This window comes from Latilactobacillus fragifolii (assembly GCF_905332535.1).
Taxonomy (GTDB): domain Bacteria; phylum Bacillota; class Bacilli; order Lactobacillales; family Lactobacillaceae; genus Latilactobacillus; species Latilactobacillus fragifolii.
On the sequence record NZ_CAJOCF010000003.1, the window covers coordinates 179,978 to 201,290 of the forward strand.

The 21,313-nt window shown below is 36.5% G+C and carries 23 protein-coding genes and 1 pseudogene; 7 read left to right on the plus strand and 17 right to left on the minus strand.

Going from position 1 to position 21,313, the window contains the following annotated elements; all coding sequences use genetic code 11:
* Nucleotides 1-56 precede the first annotated feature (56 nt).
* The 4 genes from J7Q78_RS05465 (at nt 57) to J7Q78_RS05480 (ending at nt 1,752) form a co-directional block, all read left to right on the plus strand.
* On the plus strand, nt 57-269 hold the full coding sequence (locus J7Q78_RS05465) for a hypothetical protein (protein ID WP_154242439.1): 213 nt from the start codon (nt 57-59) through the stop codon (nt 267-269).
* A 32-nt stretch (nt 270-301) separates the two neighbouring features.
* Nucleotides 302-523, plus strand: a complete 222-nt coding sequence (locus J7Q78_RS05470) for a DUF2922 domain-containing protein (protein ID WP_208421984.1) — start codon at nt 302-304, stop codon at nt 521-523.
* A gap of 136 nt (nt 524-659) precedes the next feature.
* Nucleotides 660-1,466, plus strand: coding sequence for a hypothetical protein (locus J7Q78_RS05475; protein WP_208421985.1), 807 nt, complete (start codon nt 660-662; stop codon nt 1,464-1,466).
* Nucleotides 1,453-1,752 (plus strand): hypothetical protein, encoded by a 300-nt coding sequence (locus J7Q78_RS05480; protein ID WP_208421986.1) that lies wholly within the window; start codon nt 1,453-1,455, stop codon nt 1,750-1,752. Before J7Q78_RS05475 ends, J7Q78_RS05480 begins: the two co-directional genes overlap by 14 nt.
* Here the strand turns inward: J7Q78_RS05480 and J7Q78_RS05485 are convergent.
* The 3 genes from J7Q78_RS05485 to J7Q78_RS05495 all read right to left on the minus strand — a co-directional run bounded on the left by J7Q78_RS05485 (nt 1,741) and on the right by J7Q78_RS05495 (nt 4,906).
* Nucleotides 1,741-2,559: a TIM barrel protein gene (locus J7Q78_RS05485; protein WP_208421987.1), complete on the minus strand. Its 819-nt coding sequence runs from the start codon at nt 2,557-2,559 to the stop codon at nt 1,741-1,743. The genes J7Q78_RS05480 and J7Q78_RS05485 overlap by 12 nt on opposite strands.
* Before the next feature lie 176 nt (nt 2,560-2,735).
* Nucleotides 2,736-3,470, minus strand: a complete 735-nt coding sequence (locus J7Q78_RS05490) for an amino acid ABC transporter ATP-binding protein (protein ID WP_154242443.1) — start codon at nt 3,468-3,470, stop codon at nt 2,736-2,738.
* The gene (locus tag J7Q78_RS05495; RefSeq protein ID WP_208421988.1) at nt 3,470-4,906 is read right to left on the minus strand and encodes an amino acid ABC transporter substrate-binding protein/permease; all 1,437 of its coding nucleotides are present in this window, start codon (nt 4,904-4,906) and stop codon (nt 3,470-3,472) included. The genes J7Q78_RS05490 and J7Q78_RS05495 overlap by 1 nt, the downstream gene beginning before the upstream one ends.
* Before the next feature lie 242 nt (nt 4,907-5,148).
* Between J7Q78_RS05495 and J7Q78_RS05500 the strand changes: the two genes are divergently transcribed.
* A complete protein-coding gene (locus tag J7Q78_RS05500) occupies nt 5,149-5,559 on the plus strand; it encodes a peptide deformylase (protein WP_208421989.1) in 411 nt (136 codons plus the stop codon).
* Nucleotides 5,560-5,619: 60 nt separating this feature from the next.
* On the opposite strand, the gene galU is transcribed toward J7Q78_RS05500, so the two are convergent.
* Entirely contained in the window at nt 5,620-6,522 is a 903-nt protein-coding gene (gene galU / locus J7Q78_RS05505; protein ID WP_154242446.1) for a UTP--glucose-1-phosphate uridylyltransferase GalU, read from the minus strand.
* 191 nt (nt 6,523-6,713) lie between these two features.
* Between galU and J7Q78_RS05510 the strand changes: the two genes are divergently transcribed.
* The gene (locus J7Q78_RS05510) at nt 6,714-7,538 is read left to right on the plus strand and encodes a hypothetical protein (RefSeq protein ID WP_208421990.1); all 825 of its coding nucleotides are present in this window, start codon (nt 6,714-6,716) and stop codon (nt 7,536-7,538) included.
* A 181-nt stretch (nt 7,539-7,719) separates the two neighbouring features.
* On the plus strand, nt 7,720-8,268 hold the full coding sequence (locus J7Q78_RS05515; RefSeq protein WP_208421991.1) for a sigma-70 family RNA polymerase sigma factor: 549 nt from the start codon (nt 7,720-7,722) through the stop codon (nt 8,266-8,268).
* Nucleotides 8,269-8,309: 41 nt separating this feature from the next.
* Here the strand turns inward: J7Q78_RS05515 and J7Q78_RS05520 are convergent, their stop codons facing one another.
* The 13 genes and pseudogenes from J7Q78_RS05520 to J7Q78_RS05580 all read right to left on the minus strand — a co-directional run bounded on the left by J7Q78_RS05520 (nt 8,310) and on the right by J7Q78_RS05580 (nt 21,289).
* Entirely contained in the window at nt 8,310-9,464 is a 1,155-nt protein-coding gene (locus J7Q78_RS05520; RefSeq protein WP_208421992.1) for an SDR family NAD(P)-dependent oxidoreductase, read from the minus strand.
* Nucleotides 9,465-9,924: 460 nt separating this feature from the next.
* Nucleotides 9,925-10,200 (minus strand): annotated as a pseudogene (locus J7Q78_RS05525) (adenylyltransferase/cytidyltransferase family protein); the annotation flags it as partial.
* 17 nt (nt 10,201-10,217) lie between these two features.
* On the minus strand, nt 10,218-11,621 hold the full coding sequence (locus J7Q78_RS05530) for a flippase (protein WP_208421994.1): 1,404 nt from the start codon (nt 11,619-11,621) through the stop codon (nt 10,218-10,220).
* Nucleotides 11,622-11,624: 3 nt separating this feature from the next.
* Nucleotides 11,625-12,737 (minus strand): UDP-galactopyranose mutase, encoded by a 1,113-nt coding sequence (glf, locus tag J7Q78_RS05535; protein WP_154242450.1) that lies wholly within the window; start codon nt 12,735-12,737, stop codon nt 11,625-11,627.
* Nucleotides 12,730-13,869, minus strand: a complete 1,140-nt coding sequence (locus J7Q78_RS05540; RefSeq protein ID WP_208421995.1) for a hypothetical protein — start codon at nt 13,867-13,869, stop codon at nt 12,730-12,732. The genes glf and J7Q78_RS05540 overlap by 8 nt, the downstream gene beginning before the upstream one ends.
* 27 nt (nt 13,870-13,896) lie before the next feature.
* Nucleotides 13,897-14,889, minus strand: a complete 993-nt coding sequence (locus tag J7Q78_RS05545) for a hypothetical protein (RefSeq protein ID WP_208421996.1) — start codon at nt 14,887-14,889, stop codon at nt 13,897-13,899.
* An 11-nt stretch (nt 14,890-14,900) separates the two neighbouring features.
* Nucleotides 14,901-16,055, minus strand: a complete 1,155-nt coding sequence (locus J7Q78_RS05550) for a CDP-glycerol glycerophosphotransferase family protein (protein WP_208427750.1) — start codon at nt 16,053-16,055, stop codon at nt 14,901-14,903.
* The gene (locus J7Q78_RS05555) at nt 16,052-17,146 is read right to left on the minus strand and encodes a glycosyltransferase (RefSeq protein ID WP_208421998.1); all 1,095 of its coding nucleotides are present in this window, start codon (nt 17,144-17,146) and stop codon (nt 16,052-16,054) included. The genes J7Q78_RS05550 and J7Q78_RS05555 overlap by 4 nt, the downstream gene beginning before the upstream one ends.
* Nucleotides 17,130-18,269: a glycosyltransferase gene (locus tag J7Q78_RS05560; protein WP_208421999.1), complete on the minus strand. Its 1,140-nt coding sequence runs from the start codon at nt 18,267-18,269 to the stop codon at nt 17,130-17,132. Before J7Q78_RS05560 ends, J7Q78_RS05555 begins: the two co-directional genes overlap by 17 nt.
* Nucleotides 18,269-19,024, minus strand: coding sequence for a DUF4422 domain-containing protein (locus J7Q78_RS05565; protein ID WP_208422056.1), 756 nt, complete (start codon nt 19,022-19,024; stop codon nt 18,269-18,271). The genes J7Q78_RS05560 and J7Q78_RS05565 overlap by 1 nt, the downstream gene beginning before the upstream one ends.
* A 24-nt stretch (nt 19,025-19,048) precedes the next feature.
* Nucleotides 19,049-19,762, minus strand: coding sequence for a sugar transferase (locus J7Q78_RS05570; RefSeq protein ID WP_208422000.1), 714 nt, complete (start codon nt 19,760-19,762; stop codon nt 19,049-19,051).
* 30 nt (nt 19,763-19,792) lie between these two features.
* Entirely contained in the window at nt 19,793-20,536 is a 744-nt protein-coding gene (locus J7Q78_RS05575) for a CpsD/CapB family tyrosine-protein kinase (protein ID WP_208422001.1), read from the minus strand.
* Nucleotides 20,537-20,542: 6 nt separating this feature from the next.
* Nucleotides 20,543-21,289: a YveK family protein gene (locus tag J7Q78_RS05580; RefSeq protein ID WP_208422002.1), complete on the minus strand. Its 747-nt coding sequence runs from the start codon at nt 21,287-21,289 to the stop codon at nt 20,543-20,545.
* Nucleotides 21,290-21,313 lie beyond the last annotated feature (24 nt).

The window sequence follows — 21,313 nt, forward strand, 5'->3', positions numbered from 1 at the left end:
ATTAGCGTAAGTCATTCACCGGTGACGCTTACAATTAAATTTTAGGAGGAATCCACATGCAAACATCATGGTTAGCAACATCCATTGCTTTTGAATTACAAAATACAGAATATCCAAATGAAAGTTTACAACGGCGGATGACTGCCGTAAAAAAAGATGTCCAAGCCGCGGAAATCCAAGCAGTTGGCGAAGCCCTCGCAAGCTTGCACACTGGTGACACCTTTGCCACCGCTACGTTAACCACTAAATCAGCTTACATTGCTGAATAAAAACCATACCCATTTTTAAGGAGGAATTCAAGATGAAACAACTTTGCTTAGAATTTAAAAATAGTGATGCTAAAAGCCGGGTCTTACGTTTAACCAATGTCGATGACAACTTGGACGCCGAAACCGTTAGAAGTGCAATGACTAAAATTGCAGCAGCCAATATGTTTGTGAAAAAAGGCATTGAACTTTACAAAGAACCAGTCGGTGCCAAATACGTCGAACGAATTGAGACCCCAATCTTTTCTGATAAATAACGAAGTCTAATTAAGCCCCCAAATCGAACCTGATTTGGGGGCTTTTTTTGCGTTTTACATAAATTGATTCACATAACGCTTGTCTCTACAATTAACTTTGGTGTAGGCTTACATAAAGCAGTTCAAAGGAGTTATCATGATCAATCCATTTAACCTATCCCAAATGTTGCAATCAATGTTGCTTAATTGCTTACTGGTAATTGCGTTACCACTTACTTTTGCCGGCATTTTAACACTAATCAATCGTTCCACAAAACGGCGCTTAGCCCATTGGTGGGATTATTCACAACTTTTAATTGGCGGCCTAGGCACTGTGATTCACGAACTCAGCCATGCCGTTGCCTGTTTAATCTTCCAACATCAAATTGTTGATATGCAACTCTTAAAATTAAATCTACGCGATAATCCAGATCATTCGCTTGGTCACGTCAATCACCGCTACCGGCCTGGCCGCCTGTGGCCAACGATTGGCAATCTCTGGATTGGGATTGCCCCGATTTTTGGTTGTTCGGCGGCCATTTTCGGACTGACTTGGTTATTAGCACGGCCTACTTTTACAACATGGCTCCGCTTTGCCGAACAACCCGTCTGGCAGATAAGTGCGATTGGTCCCTTATTTAAGCAACTAGGAACAACCCAACCAGGCTCACTGTTGCTCTGGTTCATTTTAACTAGCATGATCTCTATCGGCGGCTTTGACTTATCTGCAGCTGATTTTAAAGGCACGATTCCAGGCGTTATCGCCACAATCATTACCGTCTGCCTCATCACTGGTCTATTTTCATTTGTCCCAACAGTCAACACCACGACTTGGCTCATTGGCGTTTTGACACCAATGGCCATCATCCTGACCATTGCCGTTAGCTTGTCGATTATTTATTGGTTCCTTATAACCGGGATTTTCGTATTATTAGAAAGGACAACTTATCATGCGCGTCATTGACTTATTACAGCTATTAGCCGATACACCAAAAAACGCTGGCATCTACTTCGAAGGCCCGGAAGAAATTCAACCCATCGCCGACTTCGAACTTACTATTGTGGATGAACAACCCCGGCTGTTACTTCAGTTAAAAGCTGCGGATAAAAAGCCGCTCAAGCAATGGGAATTCAGCCTATTATTAAATCAAAAAAACTACTATCAATATTATATGTATGTCCAAACAAAGACGAGTGATTATCCTTTGTTTGGCTTTCGCGTTGCTGCTGACAAAATTCTACTCGGATAAAGTTTGCTCAAGTTGCGTTAAATAACGGTGACTTGCAATCATTTCCCGGGCATCGTTTTGATCAGCTAATTGAACCTCATAGATTGAACTAGCATCTGAATTTAACAAAGGCAATACTTGTTGCCAGTCAATTTTGCCAGTTCCTAATGGTAAGCCATCATGCTTCAAGCCCATCGAATCCACTAAATGATAATGGACAACATGGGCACGCAAAGTTGCCAGGCTCTGCAAGAAAGCCGTTTGATTGCCTTGCAACTTGATGAAACAATGACTCGTATCAAATGCTAACCGGTAACCTTTATCAAAAATGACTTGGTCAAAAATCGGGTTCCCATAATAGAAAATGGGCGAAATTGAATTTTCGAACATGATATTCTGCCCACCAATCCGTTGCAAATAATCAAGACGCTTAAATAAAACCCGAATCGTCTCCGTAATATTACCGTAACCGACCGTCAGTTCTTCAATTGGATCGTCATAAGAACCATGCACTAATAGTTGGACATCTTCAGCCTTTGCTAATTGTAATAAATCAAGTGTCGATTGCCACAAAAAGCGATAGCGGGTTGGCGAACTCGCCTCATTCATCGATAGTTCAATATGGTGCCCTTCAAAATTCATCGGATGGTGCACAATAATCCGTTCAACTTGCTGGCTGCGAACATAGCGAATTTTTTCGCGCAAACGGGCTAGCCCCGTCGGTGTCACATCTTCGGCTGTTAAATGAAATTCAAAATACGTTGGCTGATACTGCATTCGATCAGCAATTTGCCGATCGTCAATCCCTGCTTTTAAGCCTAAGCGCATCGTCATCCCTCTTTTCTCTACTCGTTTCATCTCTATTCTAACATTCTAAAGGTCTATGAATCGTCAAAGCGGCTCACCAAATAATGGTGGGCCGCTTTTTTGCGTTACTGATAAACGTGCTTAGGTGAACTGCTTTTTCTGTTAAACCGCAAAGCCCACCGTTCGCATAAGGCACGTTATGCATTGAGGACCTTATTTAAGAAGTCTTTGGTTCTTTCGTTTTGTGGCGCGTCGAAGATGGCTTGTGGGGTGCCTTGTTCGACAATGTGTCCGTCTGCCATGAAGATGACGCGATCGGCTACTTCCTTGGCAAATCCCATTTCGTGCGTAACGACAACCATTGTCATCCCTTCTTTGGCCAACCGTTTCATAACCGCCAGCACGTCGCCAACCATTTCCGGATCGAGTGCTGATGTTGGTTCGTCAAACAAGAGAATATCAGGTTTCATCGCTAAAGCCCGCGCAATGGCCACCCGCTGCTTTTGCCCACCTGATAATGATTGCGGCTTCGCATCGAATTTCTCCGACAAGCCAACCGTTTCGAGTAGTTTCTTCGCAGTTGCTTGCGCTTCTTCAGGCGTCATTTTCCCGAGTTCCACGGGGGCCAATGTGATATTTTCAGCGACCGTTAGATTTTTGAAAAGATTAAAGTGTTGGAACACCATCCCAATCTTTTCGCGAATTTGATTCAAATCACTCTTCGGATCACTGAGGTTGTAACCATCGACGATAATTTCCCCGCTCGTTGGTTCTTCTAAACGATTCAAACACCGTAAAAACGTACTCTTCCCTGAACCCGAGGGGCCAATCATGACCACCACTTCGTTATTACCGACCGTTAAGTCTAGATCTTTTAACACTTCGTTACTGCCATAATTCTTAATAAGATGTGACACTTCAATTCTATTCATTAGTTATTTATTCTCCCCTCAATGTACTTCGATAACCACGTAAGTAACGTGATAACGATCAGATAAATTAAGGCAATCATTGCCCAGATTTTGAACCCTTCAAGGTTGCGGGCGATGATAATTTTACCCGTCTGTGTTAATTCGAGAATCCCGATGATTGATAAAATTGACGTATCTTTCAATGTGATGATGAATTGGTTAATAAAGGATGGAATCATGATCCGAATGCCTTGTGGTAAAACAACGCGTCGCATTGCTTTGCCGTATGGTAAGCCTAAACTACGCGCCGCTTCCATTTGTCCAGAACTAACTGCGCCAATCCCACCTTTAACGAACGCGGCCGTATACGCCCCTTCATTAAACATGAGAGTAATCACCCCAGCCACCATTGCTGGAATCTTCTGCCCCGTTAAACTAGGAATCCCGGTGTAGATAAACAGCGCAAGCACCAAGAGTGGTAACCCCCGGAAAATATAGACAACTGTATCTGAAACACCACGTGCCAACCGGTTCGGTAATACGCCAAGCAACCCGAAGACGACCCCGAAGATGGTTGCAAAGAAAATGGCGATAACTGTTAATAATAACGTCTGCCCTAAACCACTTAATAAGGCAGCTTTATTTTCCTTCAATAACCCTAAAAAGCTATGATCAACGGATGTTTTTTGAGGCGTATTCGCACTTAAATACTTTGCTTTGATTTTGTCATATTGACCATTTGCTTTTAATTTAGCAAGTCCGCTGTTGAATTTAGCGATTAACTCCGGATTGCTCCCTTTTTTAACGGCAAAGCCATATTCGCCACCTTCAACTGGATCAGTCACAATCTTGAGTTTCAAGCCGTTCTTAATGCCGTATTGCATAACTGGTTCGTCTTCAAAACAGGCTGCCGAGTTACCGTTCACGACATCATTGTACATATTATCGGAATCATCGAATGTAACGGTGGTAAAACCATACTCCTTCGCTTTGGCAGTTGCGTAGGCCCCCGCAGAAGTCCCGGTTTTAATCGCAACCCGTTTACCTCGTAAGCCTTCTAAGCTCTTAATCTTACTTTTCTTTTGAACAGCCATCACGACGCCCGTCTGGTAGTAAGGATCGGCGAAATCGAATTTGGCTTGCCGTTCCGGCGTAATTGTCATCCCGGCAATCACCCCATCAATTTGTTCCGATTGAACCGCTTGGACCGCTGCGTTGAAGCCTAGCGGTTTAATCTTCACTTTGAACCCTTCAGACTTCGCAATTGCCTTCATGATATCAATATCAATCCCGACATATTGATTCTTCTCATCCGCAAATTCAAATGGTGGATAGGTCACATCCGTCCCGATTTCATAAGTTTTTTCAGCGGCTTGAACCTGATGATTCATCTGATTCCCAAATACAAATAAGCCCGCAAGTAAACAACTGCCTAAAAATACAATTAATTTCTTCATGTGAACCTCCCCTAATGCCTGCCCAACTTCGCTCATCGCCTAAAATGCGTCATTAAAATTAGATTAGACTTTTATAATATTGTATTAATAATTATAAGCATAAAAACCAATTTTGTCGAATTTTTGACACCTTATTGAATACCAGACCGTTATGATCGAGTAGTCGTTAACTGTTCTTAAACGCAAGTTAGCTCAGTTTATTTTCTGCTATAATGGAGCTACTACTATACAAGGAGTCAATTATGATTAAACCTGTTATGCATGACACGCAATTCTTAGCTCAAAAGGCAGTGCCCGCAACACCCGCCGACACCGATGTGTTGACCGATTTACGCGATACCCTACAAGCCAACACAGATCGCTGCGTCGGGATGGCCGCCAATATGATTGGCGTCAACAAACGGATTATCATCGTTCAAATGGGAATTTTACCCGTGATGCTCGTGAATCCACAGATTGTGCGTCAGGATAAACCATACCAAACAACTGAAGGTTGTCTTTCATTGACCGGTGAACGTCCGACAACCCGTTATGAAACAATCGAGGTCACTTATCAAGACCAAGCCTTCAAACCGCATAGGCAAGCTTTCTCAGGCTGGATTGCTCAGATTATCCAACATGAAGTGGATCACTGTGAAGGCCGTATTATTTAAAAAACAACAAAAAACGTTCAACCATTCCAATGTTCGGAGTAGTTGAACGTTTTTTACAGGCTATTTATTTTCTTTTTTAGGGTCTTTTTTTAATTCTTCTGCCAAGTCGATAATGTATTTCTTCAAGTCATCTTTGACTTCTGGGTGTTTCAACCCATATTCGATACTTGTTTCTAAGTAACCAAACTTGTTTCCAACATCGTAGCGCCGGCCTTTGAATTCATGGGCGAAGACGCGTTGAGTCTTGTTCAATTCATCAATGGCATCGGTTAATTGAATTTCACCGCCAAGACCTGGTTTTTGGTTTTCTAAAATATCAAAAATTTCAGGCGTTAACAAGTAACGACCGATGATTGCTAAATCACTAGGTGCCTTATCAATAGCTGGCTTTTCAACGAAGTTCTTAACGTTATATAAATCATCTTTTACTTTGTTTTCTGGGTTAATCACACCGTATTTATCCACTTCATTATGTGGGACCTTCATAACGGCTAATTGTGACGCATGCGTATCTTCGTATTCATTGATTAATTGTTTGCTCAATGGCACCTTATCTTCCATCAAGTCATCACCTAACATAACAACAAAAGGTTCATCAGCAACAAAAGACTTCGCAAGACGCACTGCATCCCCTAAGCCGTTTGGATGTGATTGGCGAATGAAGTACAAGTTAACCCCCATATCAGTCGTTTCGTTAACCATCTTCAACATGGCGGTCTTATTCTTGGCCTTTAGGTTTTGTTCCAACTCTGGTGCTGAATCGAAGTGATCTTCGATTGGTCGTTTACCTTTACCAGTAATAATCAAAATATCTTCAATCCCGGAAGCCTTCGCTTCTTCCACGATAAATTGAATGGTTGGTTTATCAACAATTGGTAACATTTCCTTAGCCATCGCTTTTGTCGCTGGTAAAAAACGAGTGCCTAAACCTGCTGCTGGAATAACTGCTTTACGTACTTTCATCTGCTAAAATCCCCCATAACTTATAATCTAATAATAGTATGCCATAAATAAGTGGATTTGCACCAATTATATGCAAAGAATGAGGAAAATATTAACAAACCCTTAAGACTTTATCAGTCTTTTCACAATCATTTTGTAAACGATTACCATCCTTGCTATTCTCAAGATGTTAATTATAAAGGAGGTCTTCGATGTTTCTATTACATCCTCAAAAAGTTACTACATATCATGAATGTCTCCCGGTACCACTCATTATCAAGCGCGGTGTTGATTATAACTTCTGTGAACTGGATCAAGCTTTAATTCCCCGTTCATATCAAACGCGTATTACCAGCGATACGATGGTGATTGTCCCTTATACCCGTTCACAAAGCCTCGTCTTGGACCGCCTCAGTGGTCTCCAGATGAGCCCCCGTTCTACGCGGCGACTAATGAAAGCCTACAATCAACATCAGATTATGGATTTCTCACAACCCCGCTATCTCTGTCATTGTTTCAATTGGTATCGTAAGATTCCACATATCAATGGTGAATATCAGTATTTACCATTAAGTGGTACTGCTCATCAAAACGCACCGTGGTTAGCGCTCCACTACGTCCGTGATTACGAAGTCAGCGATAACCATCTCTACGTTACATTGCTAAACGACTGTACCTGTATTCTCCCTTATAAAGGGCGTCAAATCGATACTGAAATCCACCAATGTGCAGCCATCGGGCAGATTCTACGCGGCTGTTTGATTATCTGTGCAACGAACTTCGGCTACCAAGTCAACTTACAAACGTGCTTTGCAGAAAGTATCATTCATCGGTATGACGATTGTCATTGCTCACTGTGTGCCAACGTCCCTAAGACGGTTGCCGAACTCATTTCATTACTTAACGCACTTAAGATTCAAAAAGAAAACTACATCTACCGAGCTGCCATTCATGAATACACAGAATTTAGTCCATTCGATATTCAATGTTATATCAAAAGTGTCAGAGAATTAATTCAAAAACTACGCCAATTATAAAACACCCAAGCTTGATGCTTTCAGCTATTTTCATTGGCATTTCAGTCCATTTTCGAAAATGATGGATTGCATAGGTTGATTCACCGTTAAAAACGGTGATTATCCTTCCATCAGCAAACCCGCTATAGTGAACTTACCGGTAATTCACACTGTGAGCTCATAGTAGACAGGATGCTTAACAATGACTCAAACTGATTTACAAACTGCTTTTAATCTTATTACCCAAGATGACACGCTAATCTACGGAGTCCTCAAAGATTTACACGTCCAAAGACAACGCAGCAACTTCGCCGATCTCTATCAAATTGGCGTCATCGCCTTTGTTGAAGCCTACGAACAATTTCCCGGCGATGTCGAGACCGAAACCCACCGGTTCATGGTTTACGCTTATCAGGCCGTTAAATGGGCCATTATGATGACTTTCCGCAAGGATAATAATCGCGACAAACGAATTGGTTTCGTTAACCGGGCAAACGATGATGATTCGGTGATGGACTATCTCGACCAAGTTGCTGATCCCTACTGCAACCCAGAAGAGGCCGCCATCTGTAACGACCTCTTCGAGCGTCTCTATCAAGTCTGTACCCCACGCGAAAAACGCTTCTTAGTCCTCCGCTACTTCTACAACGCCACCCTAAAAGAAATCGCCGCGGATCTAAACATCACACGGCGAACGGCTAATAATATTAAGTTTAAGGTACAAAAGAAGTTTAGTCAGATATTGATATAAAAAAGCAAGCACAATTTCTTAAAGAAATTGTGCTTGCTTTTTTATTTGTTGTTATCAATACTAATAGCATTACGTAACTGTGTACTACTTGTTGATTTTGTATATGGAAAATAAATAATTCTAACATCATCTAACTTGCTGAACTGCTTCTCGTACCTTTTAAATCTCTCAGTTCCTTTATAATCTGATCCAACAAACAGATAATTATATGGAATAATTTCTCTTACATCACTATCTTCTGGACGTGACACGATAACCTCATCCACGTATTTTATACTTCTCACAATTTCCATCCGTTCTTCTAATGGAATAAAGACCGTTTTATTCTTGTGACTAGCATCCTTATGCACACCAACAACCAAATAATCACAATATTGCTTTGCTTTTTTCAACATATTAAGGTGTCCAATATGGAAAAGATCAAATGTACCACTCATGTAGCCAATTTTTATCTGTGGTTTTTCTGTTAGTCGATTATTTTTAATTTTGTATTCATAACTATTAATACCGAATTCATGTGAATCATTATGATTTCTATCAATTACTGATTTATAAACAGTATCATAGTTAGGAATTAATTGTGTTTTTTTGTTTTCTAATGCGTCAATAATCTCAACTGCTAAATCTAGAGCAGGGTGCTTGTCTATTTTTTTATTATTTCCAAAACGTGTACCTGGTATATGTCCAGGTTTTACATCAAGAATTCTATTATTGGTACCATTCATTTCTAATTCTATATTAAGACTTTCAATTAAAGAACTAACCCCAGCCTTCGAAGAAGCATATACTGAAAATAACGGCGAATTAATCATACCAGCAATACTACTAATAACAGCAACTCTAAAGGTTTTCTGTCCCATAATTTTTTTATAAAATTGCTTAAGAATTGATACAACGCACTTATAATTAAGGTCAATTTCTAAATCAATCTCTTTTTTTAGAAGATTATCAAACTGAGCAACTCTACCGCCACCAATAGTTATAATTAGTGTATCAATATTTCTAAACTGCTCCAAATAATTTATGTTATCTACTAAAACGTTGTGCGCATAGAACTTTATTTTGGAATTCTTTATTTCATCATGTAAGGTTCGACCAACAATGTGTACTTCATTCACTTCTTTTCTACCGGCTAACTGATTTGCGAGTGCCCAACCAATTCCACTTGTACCCCCAACTATTAAAATATTCTCCATTCGTAACTCTCCCCCATAATTGTATAATATTTAGCGCTGTTTAAGCTTTGCCTTCAATAGATTAGTGAAATAAACTAGATCTTTATTGTTAAAATAGCTAATAACGAATATTATTAAAGATACAATCCCTAAAGTACATACAAAGATGATGAGGCTAAAAAAGTTCCTAACTTCAAAATAATTTTGTACATAATAACTTAAAATCAACCCTATTGTAATAACACTATACTGCTTTAAAACACTTTTAATAAATTCGAAAACTTCAATTTTAAGTCCATATTTTAGGAGTATATATGGTTCCCACCACATATTAATTACAATATTACTAATAATTGTACCTAGAATTACTCCATTAATTCCTAGATGAAATACTTATTTTTGTTGTTTTACATTTGCAGTAGCTTTTAAATTCCCGATACTAGCTGTAACAGCGCTAACTACTTGATTTAACAACTCATCCCCCCATTACAAACGTATCGATACCGTACTTCTCAACATCTGTTTTCTTCTGTTCCCAATTAGTTTCTGGAATAACCTCATCAACATATTTAATTGCTTCCAATATATATTTTCGATGTTCGTAACTATGATATGCTTCCTTATGTTTAATCCGATTAAACTCATCGGTTGAAATAGCAACAATAAGATAGTCTCCCAAAGACTTAGCTCTTTCAAGTAAGTGAACATGTCCCCAATGTAATAAATCAAATGTTCCATACGTAATTACTTTCTTCATAATAGTTCCCCCATTTTCTATTTATGAATATATTTCAATAATTTAGGTTTCGTTAACCATAATACAACGGTGTATACCAAAATACCAATGCCGACCTGTAGACCTAGTTGTAACATACTAAAAGGCACTGTTAAATTCAAGTAAAGTACCACAGCGAACATCATCAACCCGCCTAAAAAGTATTTCCAAACTTCCGCCATCATTTGGCGGATACTTAATTCATACCGCACAACATAGAATTGATAAGCAGTGACGCTAATTTCCGAGATAACCGTCGCAATCATTGCCCCTTGGGTGCCCAACCATAAAATCATTGGTACATTCAAGATGATGTTAACGACGGCTCCGATAGTAACTGAAATCGTAAATTCTTTATTATGACCGGTGGGCATCAAGTATTGAACACCTAAGACATTACTCCAGGCAATCATTAAAATCACGATTGATTCAATCATCATCAATGGGCCAACAGCGGCGAAATCCTGACCAAAAAACATCGTCGCAAAGTTTGGCGCAATTGCCGCAATTCCAAACATCATTGGTACTGAAACCGCACTGACAAAATCAAATGACTGGTAAAGATACTTTTTAACTTGTTCGTGATCGCCTTTGGCGAACGTATTGGCCACTCGTGGCAACATCACAGTCCCCGTTGCGGTAACAATTGCGAGAACCATTTTGACAATTTTGTCCGAGTTATCATAAAATCCAGCAGCTTCAACCGAAACCATCTTCCCAACCATCGTCTTATTTAAAATTAAATAAACTTGCGTCGCAATTTGCGGAATGAAAAGAACCAATGCGGGTTGAAAATGGCGCCAAATTTTCAATTTATGCCAGTCGGGCATATCAATATAATGTTTTAAATATGGAAATAACGTTAAATTACCAATCAATTGCGAAATCGATAAAATCGCAATGTATAACGTTAAATCGCTTTGATGCTTCACAAATAAGAAAATGCAGGCAAGTGAGATTAACTTAATAATGATGTTTCGCAAAACAGTCACCTTGAAGTTCTCAAAGCCCATAAAAAACCACGAGATATCAAATGCTGCCGCCACAATTAAAACGGCTTGCATCAAGTAAGCTTGATGATAGTCTTTCACAAACCATAAGAAACCGAAAAAAAGTACTAGTGCAGCTATAATCGTTACTAATCGCATTAGAAAAACTTCCCAAAAAATTTGAGAAGCTTTCGTTCGGTTATCTCGATAATAGGCTATTTGCCGATTTCCATACAAAGAAACACCGATACTCCCAATCAAAATAAAATACTGCGTATTGGAATTGGTGAAGGAGTTAATACCGACGCCCGTTGGGCCTAAAACCCGCGCAATATAGGGCATCGTAATGAGCGGTACTAACAGTACGAATACTTGGTAGAATACATTATAGAGATAATTCTTAATAATCTTCATTGATTAATCCTTTAGTTCATCTTTAACCACTTGTAACGCCGCATGAATCACTTGGTGCATATCGTAATAACGATATTGACCTAGTCGTCCACCAAAAACCACTTTGGGTTCTGTCGATGCTAAGTCACGGTATGCTTTGTACAAACGGTTATTCTTATCGTTATTGATTGGATAGTAAGGTTCGTCGCCACGCGACCAATTAGCGGGATATTCTTTGGTAACGATGGTCTTGTTCTTGTCACCTTTACCGAATTCGAAATGCTTATGTTCAATCACCCGTGTATAAGGTGTTTCAGCATCCGTATAATTAACTACCGCATTTCCTTGATAGTTATCAACAGCCATTTCTTCTGTTTCAAACCGCAGGCTCCGGTATTCGAGTTCCCCTAATTGATAATCAAAGAATTGATCAATCATCCCGGTGAAAATCACCTTATCATATTGATCAATGTAGGCTTGTTTCTTATCAAAGAAATCGACACCCGTTTCAACATCGATTAAATCACTAGCCAACATTTTTTCGATGATTTGTGTATACCCACCAATTGGAATTCCTTGGTATGTATCATTGAAGTAGTTATTATCGTAAGTCAAACGAACTGGGAGGCGGCGAATAATGAATGCTGGTAATTCAGTAGCCTTTTGGCCCCATTGTTTTTCAGTATAACCCTTGATCAGTTTTTGGTAGATATCCGTCCCAATCAATGAGATAGCTTGTTCTTCCAAGTTTTCAGGTGTCTTATCGCCTAATACTTGACGTTGTTCGGCAATTTTAGCGGCCGCTTCTGCTGGAGTTGCGACACCCCATAGTTTGTTGAACGTATTCATATTGAAAGGTAAGTTATAAATTTCACCTTTATAGTTGGCCACCGGGCTGTTAGTGTACCGGTTGAATTCTGCGAATTGGTTAATATATTCCCAAATTTCCTTATTGCTGGTATGAAAAATATGCGCACCATATTGGTGTACTTGAATACCATCAATTTCCTTTGTATAGATGTTACCCGCGATGTGATCGCGCTTTTCAATTACTTTAACGTGGTTCCCGCGTTTGGCTGCTTCGTATGCGAAGGTTGACCCAAAAAGACCAGAACCGACTACTAAATAGTTAGTCATTTAATTTCTCCTTTTTATTAAAAATAGAAAATCCTATTAATATAAACGGGTTATAGAATAATTCCAAAAAATGTTGATCAATCATACTACTCATCGTTACACATAAAAAACACAAAAGAAATATTTTTTTATACTCAATATCTACTTTTTTTAAAGATACTGTTAGCAGGATTATTAAATAGACAGTAAATACAATTCCGAAAGACAGTAATGAATTTACGAAAGAAGAATCGATAAAAAAATATTTAAATAACATATCAAGTCTTCCTGTCCCCCCCCATCCGTGCTGTTCAATATAATTTCCAAAAAGCCTAACGGGATATTCGTTAAATGCCATGTTACCATAGTACAATCTTCCAGATAATAGTTTATCTAAAGTTACTAATATAGGACTAGATTTATAATAATAAGTTATTGTATTTGCAATTACTGCTCCTAGTAACGGTGCTAAATAAGTTTTATCTATTATAGGATTTATATATTCTTTATCCAACAAATTATATAAGTAGAAAATTATTCCAATAACAAAAATTAGTATTGCATCCAATCTGGCATCGGTTAGTTTCAGTACTGTATATCCTAAAATCATATATATCGAAAAAACAAATAAATTGACTTTGCCTTTAATTAAATAAATATACCCTAATAAAACATAAAATACATGTGCTGCAAAATCTGTGGGGTATTTAGTTCCAAAAGAATTCCGTGTCTTTAGACCTCTTAAATACGTATAATTTGGGATAGTACCTTTATACGATAAAAGACCAGTTACTAATAACAGCACGGTCATTTCTATTACATAAATTCTGATGATTCCTCTAATAGGCACGTTGTATGCACCTATCATAAACATTGCCAATATATATAAATTGTTCTTAGCTACATAGGAAGCAAAAATCGTCACTATTATAAAAAGCGTGCCATATGTTAATAAAGAAACTGTTAATTTATCAAAAAACATCATTTTAAACAAAATTAGACTCGTACATAATAAGTATATAATTAATTTTAAACTACTCGTATTATTAAATTCTATTGTTGTTGAAATCAAAAATTGATAACCAATGTATATGGAAAAAGAAATGTAATATAACACATTAGCTATATTTTCTTTGCTATAAGTTAATTCCATACCTCTCTCCTTTATACTTATTTATTTCTAATCTAAAATTTTCGAAATAACCGATTCAGTAAACCCGCCATTAATTACTTTATCCTGAAATTTATTAACATTATCCTTATAATCATCATACTCAATCTGAGTCATATTACTAATTACTTCATTAGCTTCTTCTATACTACCAACTGATATTCCTATTTTAGTAGTATCTACGAGCTCACTTAATGCTGATCTATTCCATACAATTAACGGCATCCCGCTCGCCAAATATAAAGATGCCTTATGTGGATTGTTGTATCTTGTATATGAATCTGATTCATTCACAGAATCCCCATCCCATACTAATCCAAAACCATTTTCGCAAGCTAAATCAATTAGCAACTTTTCTGGAGTCCGTACCCCTAAGTAATTAAAATTCCCCAGGCCTTCTATTCTATTAATTCCATACAAATAATAGTTATCATTCACGACTTTATTATAAATAAATTTAGATTTACCTAAATTTCCAGCAAAAAAAATTCTTTTATAGTTATTCTTCTTTTCCACGTTTAATCCACTATTCGTTATATAATCGAATAAGCCCATTTCTAGAATCTCTGATACACAGCCGTTAGCCTTTAGCCATTCTGACATTCTACTATTGTGGGTAACTACAAACTTAAATTTATTTAAGTTTGATATCTCGCGTTTAATAAGTTTCTTACTTGCATTTTCTCTTAATGTGGGTAAATCATGAATTAATACTATAGTATTATCAAATTTACTAGCTATTACGTCAATAACTTGTGCAGTAACTCTAGTACCTAAGTAGAAAGGATACTGTACGAGAAAGTAACTTTCTCGTGGAAGAAACTGAAGTTTCCTACTAAGATTACTCTTTGTAAAAATCTCTCGTTCCAACCTGCTCTGTTGACCGTCAATATAAATATTTGAAAAACCCATTTTTGAAAGAATCGTACTAATGTCCTTAACAGCCTTACTCCCCGCGTGATTTGCATCAGATTGCATCATGGTTAACATAAATCTATTCATAATAATCTCCTCTAAAATTTAGCACTTGTGCTTACAATTTTATCCTTAATAACAGAAATAGGGGAACTTAAAGTATTATACTTATCAATCACTTTATAACGCTTAGAATTTGTTTGTAAAAGTTCATTTACTAATTCATTAATTTCCATAGAACAGTTAAACCCACTATTCTTGGGGTCAAAATATAAGCCTCTATAAGCTTTATATTTTGAATAATCATACATATATAAGAAAATTGGTTTTCCCAATAAAAGATAATCAAAAATAATACTTGAGTAGTCTGACACTAGAACATCCGATCCTATCATTAAATCATTTAAATTACTATAATCCGATACATCTACAACAGAATTATTAGTCATATTATCTGATGAAAAGTAATGTCCTCTCACTAAAACGTTATATTTCTTTTGAATTTTTGATAGTGAATCCTTTTCAAAAAAACGATTGCTTTCTGTAGAAATATTCAAATCATATTCTCTAAAAGTTGGTGCATACAATAGTATTTCTTTGCTCGAATCTAAATTTAACTCCTCCAACAGCTTCTTCTTTATAGAATAACTATTACTAGCATCATGAACTAAAGACTCATTTCTTGGTAGACCCACATTTTGAATATTATCAGTATTTTCAAATATCCTTGAGAATATTTTTTTATCATATTCTCCAGAGCACACAAGTAAATCAAATTTAACTTTTTTATACCAATTTTTCACAGTATATGATAAATTGTCCTCATCCGGTCCAAGATGCTTTAAGGGTACACCGTGCCATGTATTAATATATATATGCTTGTCACTATCTATTGGAATAAGTCGTTCAATGCTTGAATTAGAAACCCAATACTTTGATTTGAATAACGTAATAAAAAATGAAAAACTATCAATATTAACCCTCTCATCAATTGGGATTTCAGGGAATTCTTCTATATTTTTTAAGCCCCAGATAAATTTATAACCCTTAAATTTAGGATCATCTTTCATTGATATATAAATAGCTTTTGGGCTATCACTAAACTGTCTTCCTGAATAACTTGTAAATATTATTTGTTTCTCATCTGGTCTAATACATTTATCAAGTATGTTATAAACAAATAACGTAAATTGTACAAATAGCCAACCCAGTAAATTATTTTCTTTAACAAAATTTTTTATTATACTTTTCATAAATATTTAATACCCTTATTTTTTTTAATTTCTTTAAAAAATTCGGTTAGTCTTGCGAAATAATTTTCTTCTAAAAACTTAGTTGCAGTATCTTTCACCGTATTTTTTCGATATTTATATTTATTCTTATGAGCTATAATTAACTTATTAACTAAGCTTTTAATATTTCCGACCTCATATAAATATCCGTTTCTCTCATTAATAATATCCTCTGGACCAGTTGGACAATTGGCAGCTATACAGGGTAATCCCCTTTCTATGGCCTCTATCAGAACCATTGGCAATCCTTCATACTTCGAGGTTAATATTAAATAATCAACATTCGTGATCTGCTTCCAAGGATCCTGAAGCCACCCGCAAAAATCGATTTTATTCTTAATACTTAGTTCCTTGGCCAGCTCTTGAGCATTCTGCATTTGCTTTCCATCTCCAACTAATTTTAAATGCCATGGAATCTCCAATTTACTTAATGCTAAAAATAGCTCTCTAAGATTTTTCTGCCCATCTAGCATAACTCTTCCCATATACAATAACTCAAGCGTATTTGATTTAGATCTAGAAATACTCTCATCTGTTTTTTCTACGGGATTATAGATTAATTTTATCTTATTAGAAGGGATTCCTTCTCTAGTTAACTGTCGTTTAATACCTGAACTAATCGCCAGATGGTAATCCGCTTTTTTAATATCCTTAATTCTAACAGCATCTTCATGGTCTATTGAAAAATGAATCCATGAAACGAGAAAAAAATTTTTTTTCAATACTCTTCTATAAATACTAATAATTCTAACTAGTCTAGAACTCATTCCAATTACTACATCCGTATCCCTTGTATGAAAAATTAAATAATTTATTAAATAGAGAAGACCCCCTAAATTTCTAAATGATTTTATTTTTAATTTAGAATCGTTATATAAAATATTATTAGTAATATCACCAATCCATTCTTTCCGAATAGTCCCTTGTGGTATGACTAATCTAACTTCTATTTCTCGATTTTCATTATAAAACTCAGCTACCTTTTTAGCTACCGTTTCCATTCCACCTTGTCCTGAAAGATAAGGAACCAGTATATCAACTTTTATTTTCATTATTGATTCTCCTATATACAGATTGTAGCTTCTCTACGGAATCCATAATATCAAACCCACTATCACTCATATGTTTAAACTCAGATTTTCTTTCATAATCAATATCTGAATTTATAATTTCTGCCCAGTATTTTGCCCCTTTTTCTAAAGGTACCACCCGCGTTAATTCACGAATAATAACAGCATCTGGAATCTTATTTGTAGTTATAACATGCAGTCCTGCTGCCTCAGCCTCAGCGAGGACAAGTCCATACCCTTCATTCTGAGATGGAAAAACAAAATAATCCATTGCTTGTAAAACGTCAGCAACATTGTTTATCACTCCCATAAAAATAACGGCATTACTTAAAGATTTGTTTTTTTCTATTCTCTTCTCTAATTCCGCCCTCATTGGTCCATCTCCAGCTATTAGGAGAATTGAATTATTATTTATTTTTTTGTATTCCTCAAATACGTCTATTAAGTAATGCGGATTTTTTAACTTACGCAGCGCACCAACAAAACCTAAAACAACTGTATCTAACTCTATCCCCATACTCTCCCTAATATTAAATCTAGTTTTTGTTGAATAATTGTACTTACCTAAATCTATTCCATTTGTTATTATTTCTACATCCTTATTTTTTCCAAACATCCAGTCTGCAGCTTTTTTTGAAGTTGCAATCTTTCCATCTGCACTATAATTAAAGATAATTCTTCCTAAACTATTCAATATATTTAAAATGTTTAATTTAAGTTTGCTATTAGTTGTATTAGAGTAATAAGAACTATGTGAATGTATAACAATTTTTGTTCTTAATATTAATTTTGTAAGGATAACCGGAAAAAAATTCCATGATGAAGAATAATTAAAGTGAACCACATCATACTGCTCTTTTTTACACATTTTTAACACATGTATCCAGTCAATAAGGTGCTTAAATATTGAATCGTGCACGGAAGTAACCTTATAATTTCCCCACGATAAAGTTTTAAGTTTATGGTTTAAATCATCCTTACCTCCATACCTAATTACATCTATTATAAATTTATCATCTAATCTAGTAAACGTTTCGAAAATATACTCTGTTAAACCACTTTTGGGTCTAAAATCACCGACTACTAACAACTTTTTTTTTCTCACTAGAACAACTTCCTTTTTAAGAACGAGCCGCCCTTAATAAACCAATTTTGTTTTTCCATAAATTTAAATGGCACCTCTATTGATTTAGGATGATTAACTTCTAACCAAACATCAAGTAGCAGTTCACTAATAAAGCCATAAACTCTAGCTTCATATGTATCATATTCAGAAATGTCTAATTTATCTTCGACCTTTCCTAAAATATCAAACATCCACTCAGAATATTGATCAAAGTATACTTTCTTCATAATAAACATATTAAACATATGTGCTGAGGTCCTATTCATTACACTATCGTAAGCTTCAATATAATCCGGATAACATTTTTTAATTACATTCTTTGTTATGTTTAATGGTTCTTCATGATGCGCATGGATATAATGTGAAAAGTTACTTTCAATATAATAATTTCTTTTTTTAGGTAAGATTACATCATAACTATTCAATAATTCATTTAGATTTTGCTCACTAAGAATTTTGTCGAATCCCGATCCTTTTTTTGAATTATCAACTAAATAGCGGCGATAATGAACCAATCCCATTGCATCAGCGTCTAAGTTTTTCCAAGCCCAATAGATAGCTGTTAACTCATTATAATTCTTATTCTTTAATGATATATTTTCGCCAACATCATCCCCTTGAAAACCAGGATTGTTTTCAGGATGAATTGCATTTCCGACAAATACCGGTAGATATGCTCCATCATTAGGCATATCATAATTCTTATGTGTTGCGACAAGCACTTTAATATTCATTTTTTTCACCTACATACTTCCAGTTTAATATGCACCATCATTTTTAAAAATACTAACAATGTTTTTAAAAATAATTTGAAAATCAAATAATAATGAGGCGTGATCAACATAATAGAGTTCGACTTCACATCTCTCAGGATATTCAATATTACTTCTTCCAATAGCTTGCCAATAACCCATTGCGCCTGGTGTAACAGACAATAGTTTATTAATCCGCTCTGTTGTCTCATACTCTGCTAGTTCTTCTTCAACTATCGGGCGTGGACCAATAATACTCATGTCACCTATAAAGATGTTAATAAATTGTGGCAATTCATCTAAAGATGTTCTTCGAATAAAACTACCAAACTTTGTAACTCGCGGATCCTCCCCTGCAGGTAATTTATAACTATTTGCAACATACTTAGCATAAAGTTCCTTATTCTCTAGTAATTTCTTATCGGCGTCAACAACCATTGAACGAAACTTATACATTTTAAATTTTTTACCGTTACGACCTACACGAACTTGCCGATAAAATAAAGGACCCTTATTATCCCCTATCAAGTAGATAATTGAAAACACGACAAAAACCGGAATAATGATAAGCAACATTACTCCGGAAATTATAATATCAAAAAAGCGTTTTATTATACGGTAACTAAAACTTAATGATTCTATCGGTTCTCCTTTAATTTTATCAAGTACATCTTTTTCAATAAAACTTTCATCTTGTTGCACCTTAGTATTATCCACCATTTATTTACTCCCCCCAAGTTTGCTATTTTATTACTTGTTTTCTTCCGTCCCGTAGTAGCCACCATAGTAACCGCCATAGTAGCCACCTGTATTTTCTGCTTTAACCCGATTCATGATGGTACCTAAGATACGGGCATGAACTACTTCTAATAATTCTTTTGATTTAGCGATTGACCGTTTGTCAGCGATGCCCTGTGGCGTGATCAAAATTGTCCCATCAACTTTGCTTGCCAAAATCTGCGCATCTGTTACTGAAATAACGGGCGGTGCATCGAAAATCACTAAGTCAAAATGCTTTGTCAATTCCGCAATTAATTTATCCATCTTCTTCGTATTTAATAGTTCTGATGGATTCGGTGGAACGACACCACATGGTAGAACGAATAAATGATCCACCGGCGTTTTTTGAATCGCACTATTTAAGTCGAAAGTTTCTTCGGTTAGAAGTGACGTTAGCCCTTTTTTATTCGGTACTTGGAAGGTTTGATGAACTGTTGGCCGCCGCATATCGGCATCGACAAGTAAGACATCGACCCCTTGATCAGCCCAGGTTACTGCCACATTTGCACTGACGGTCGATTTCCCTTGTGAAGGCCCTGAGGAGGTGAAGACCACACTGCGTAGTTTCTGATCAATCGAAGAGAATTGAATATTAGTCCGAATCGTCCGGAATTGTTCAGCAATCACTGAAGTTGGATCTGTTAAAGTAATTAACCCGACCCCTTCTCGCATACTATTTTGGTCTAATTTTTTTTCTTTTCTAAATAATCTCATTTTTTTCTACCCTCTTCTCGATAAGCGGCTGGTACTTACGCTCATAATCGCTTTTTTAATTAAATCTTTTTCAGGAATATTATTGACAACCCCCAGACTAGTTAAGCCGAGTTCATCGGTTAAGAAACTTTCGTCTTTAACCGTCTTGTCCGTCAACTCTCTCAAGAAGGCAATCCCGACACCAAGTAAAATTCCAAGCACAAGACCAATTAACACGTTCAATTTCTTCTTAGGTGAAACTGGCGTTAAATCTGGTTTGGCCTCAGAAATGATTGAGACATTATCGGTCCCACTCATAATCTTCGGTGCTTTATTTTGGAAGGTTTGTGCGGTTGTGTTCGCAATATCAGCAGCCGTATAAGCGTTATCTGCTTTCGCCGTCACCGAGAAAACTTGTGAGTTCTGATTATTGGAAACACTAATCATTTCAGCAATGTCCGTCTCACTTAATTTCTGATTACTGCCGTTATTAATTTTCTTAGCCACTGAATCCATAATGACTGGTTTCGTAATTAAATCCTTGTATGTGTTAATCATCTGGACATCGGTTTGAACTTGGTTCCATTGAACATTAGCATCGCCACTTTGCTTGCGATTAACTAACAGTTCAGTCGAAGCACTGTACTGTGGTGTAATGAGAAAGAATGTAATCACAATTGCTAGTAATGTACACACCACTGTCGACGATAGAATTAAGCGGCGATACTTACGTAAGATGCCGAAGATCTGGTCAATATTAATAGTTTGTTCCATGATACCCTCCAAAAATTAATTAAC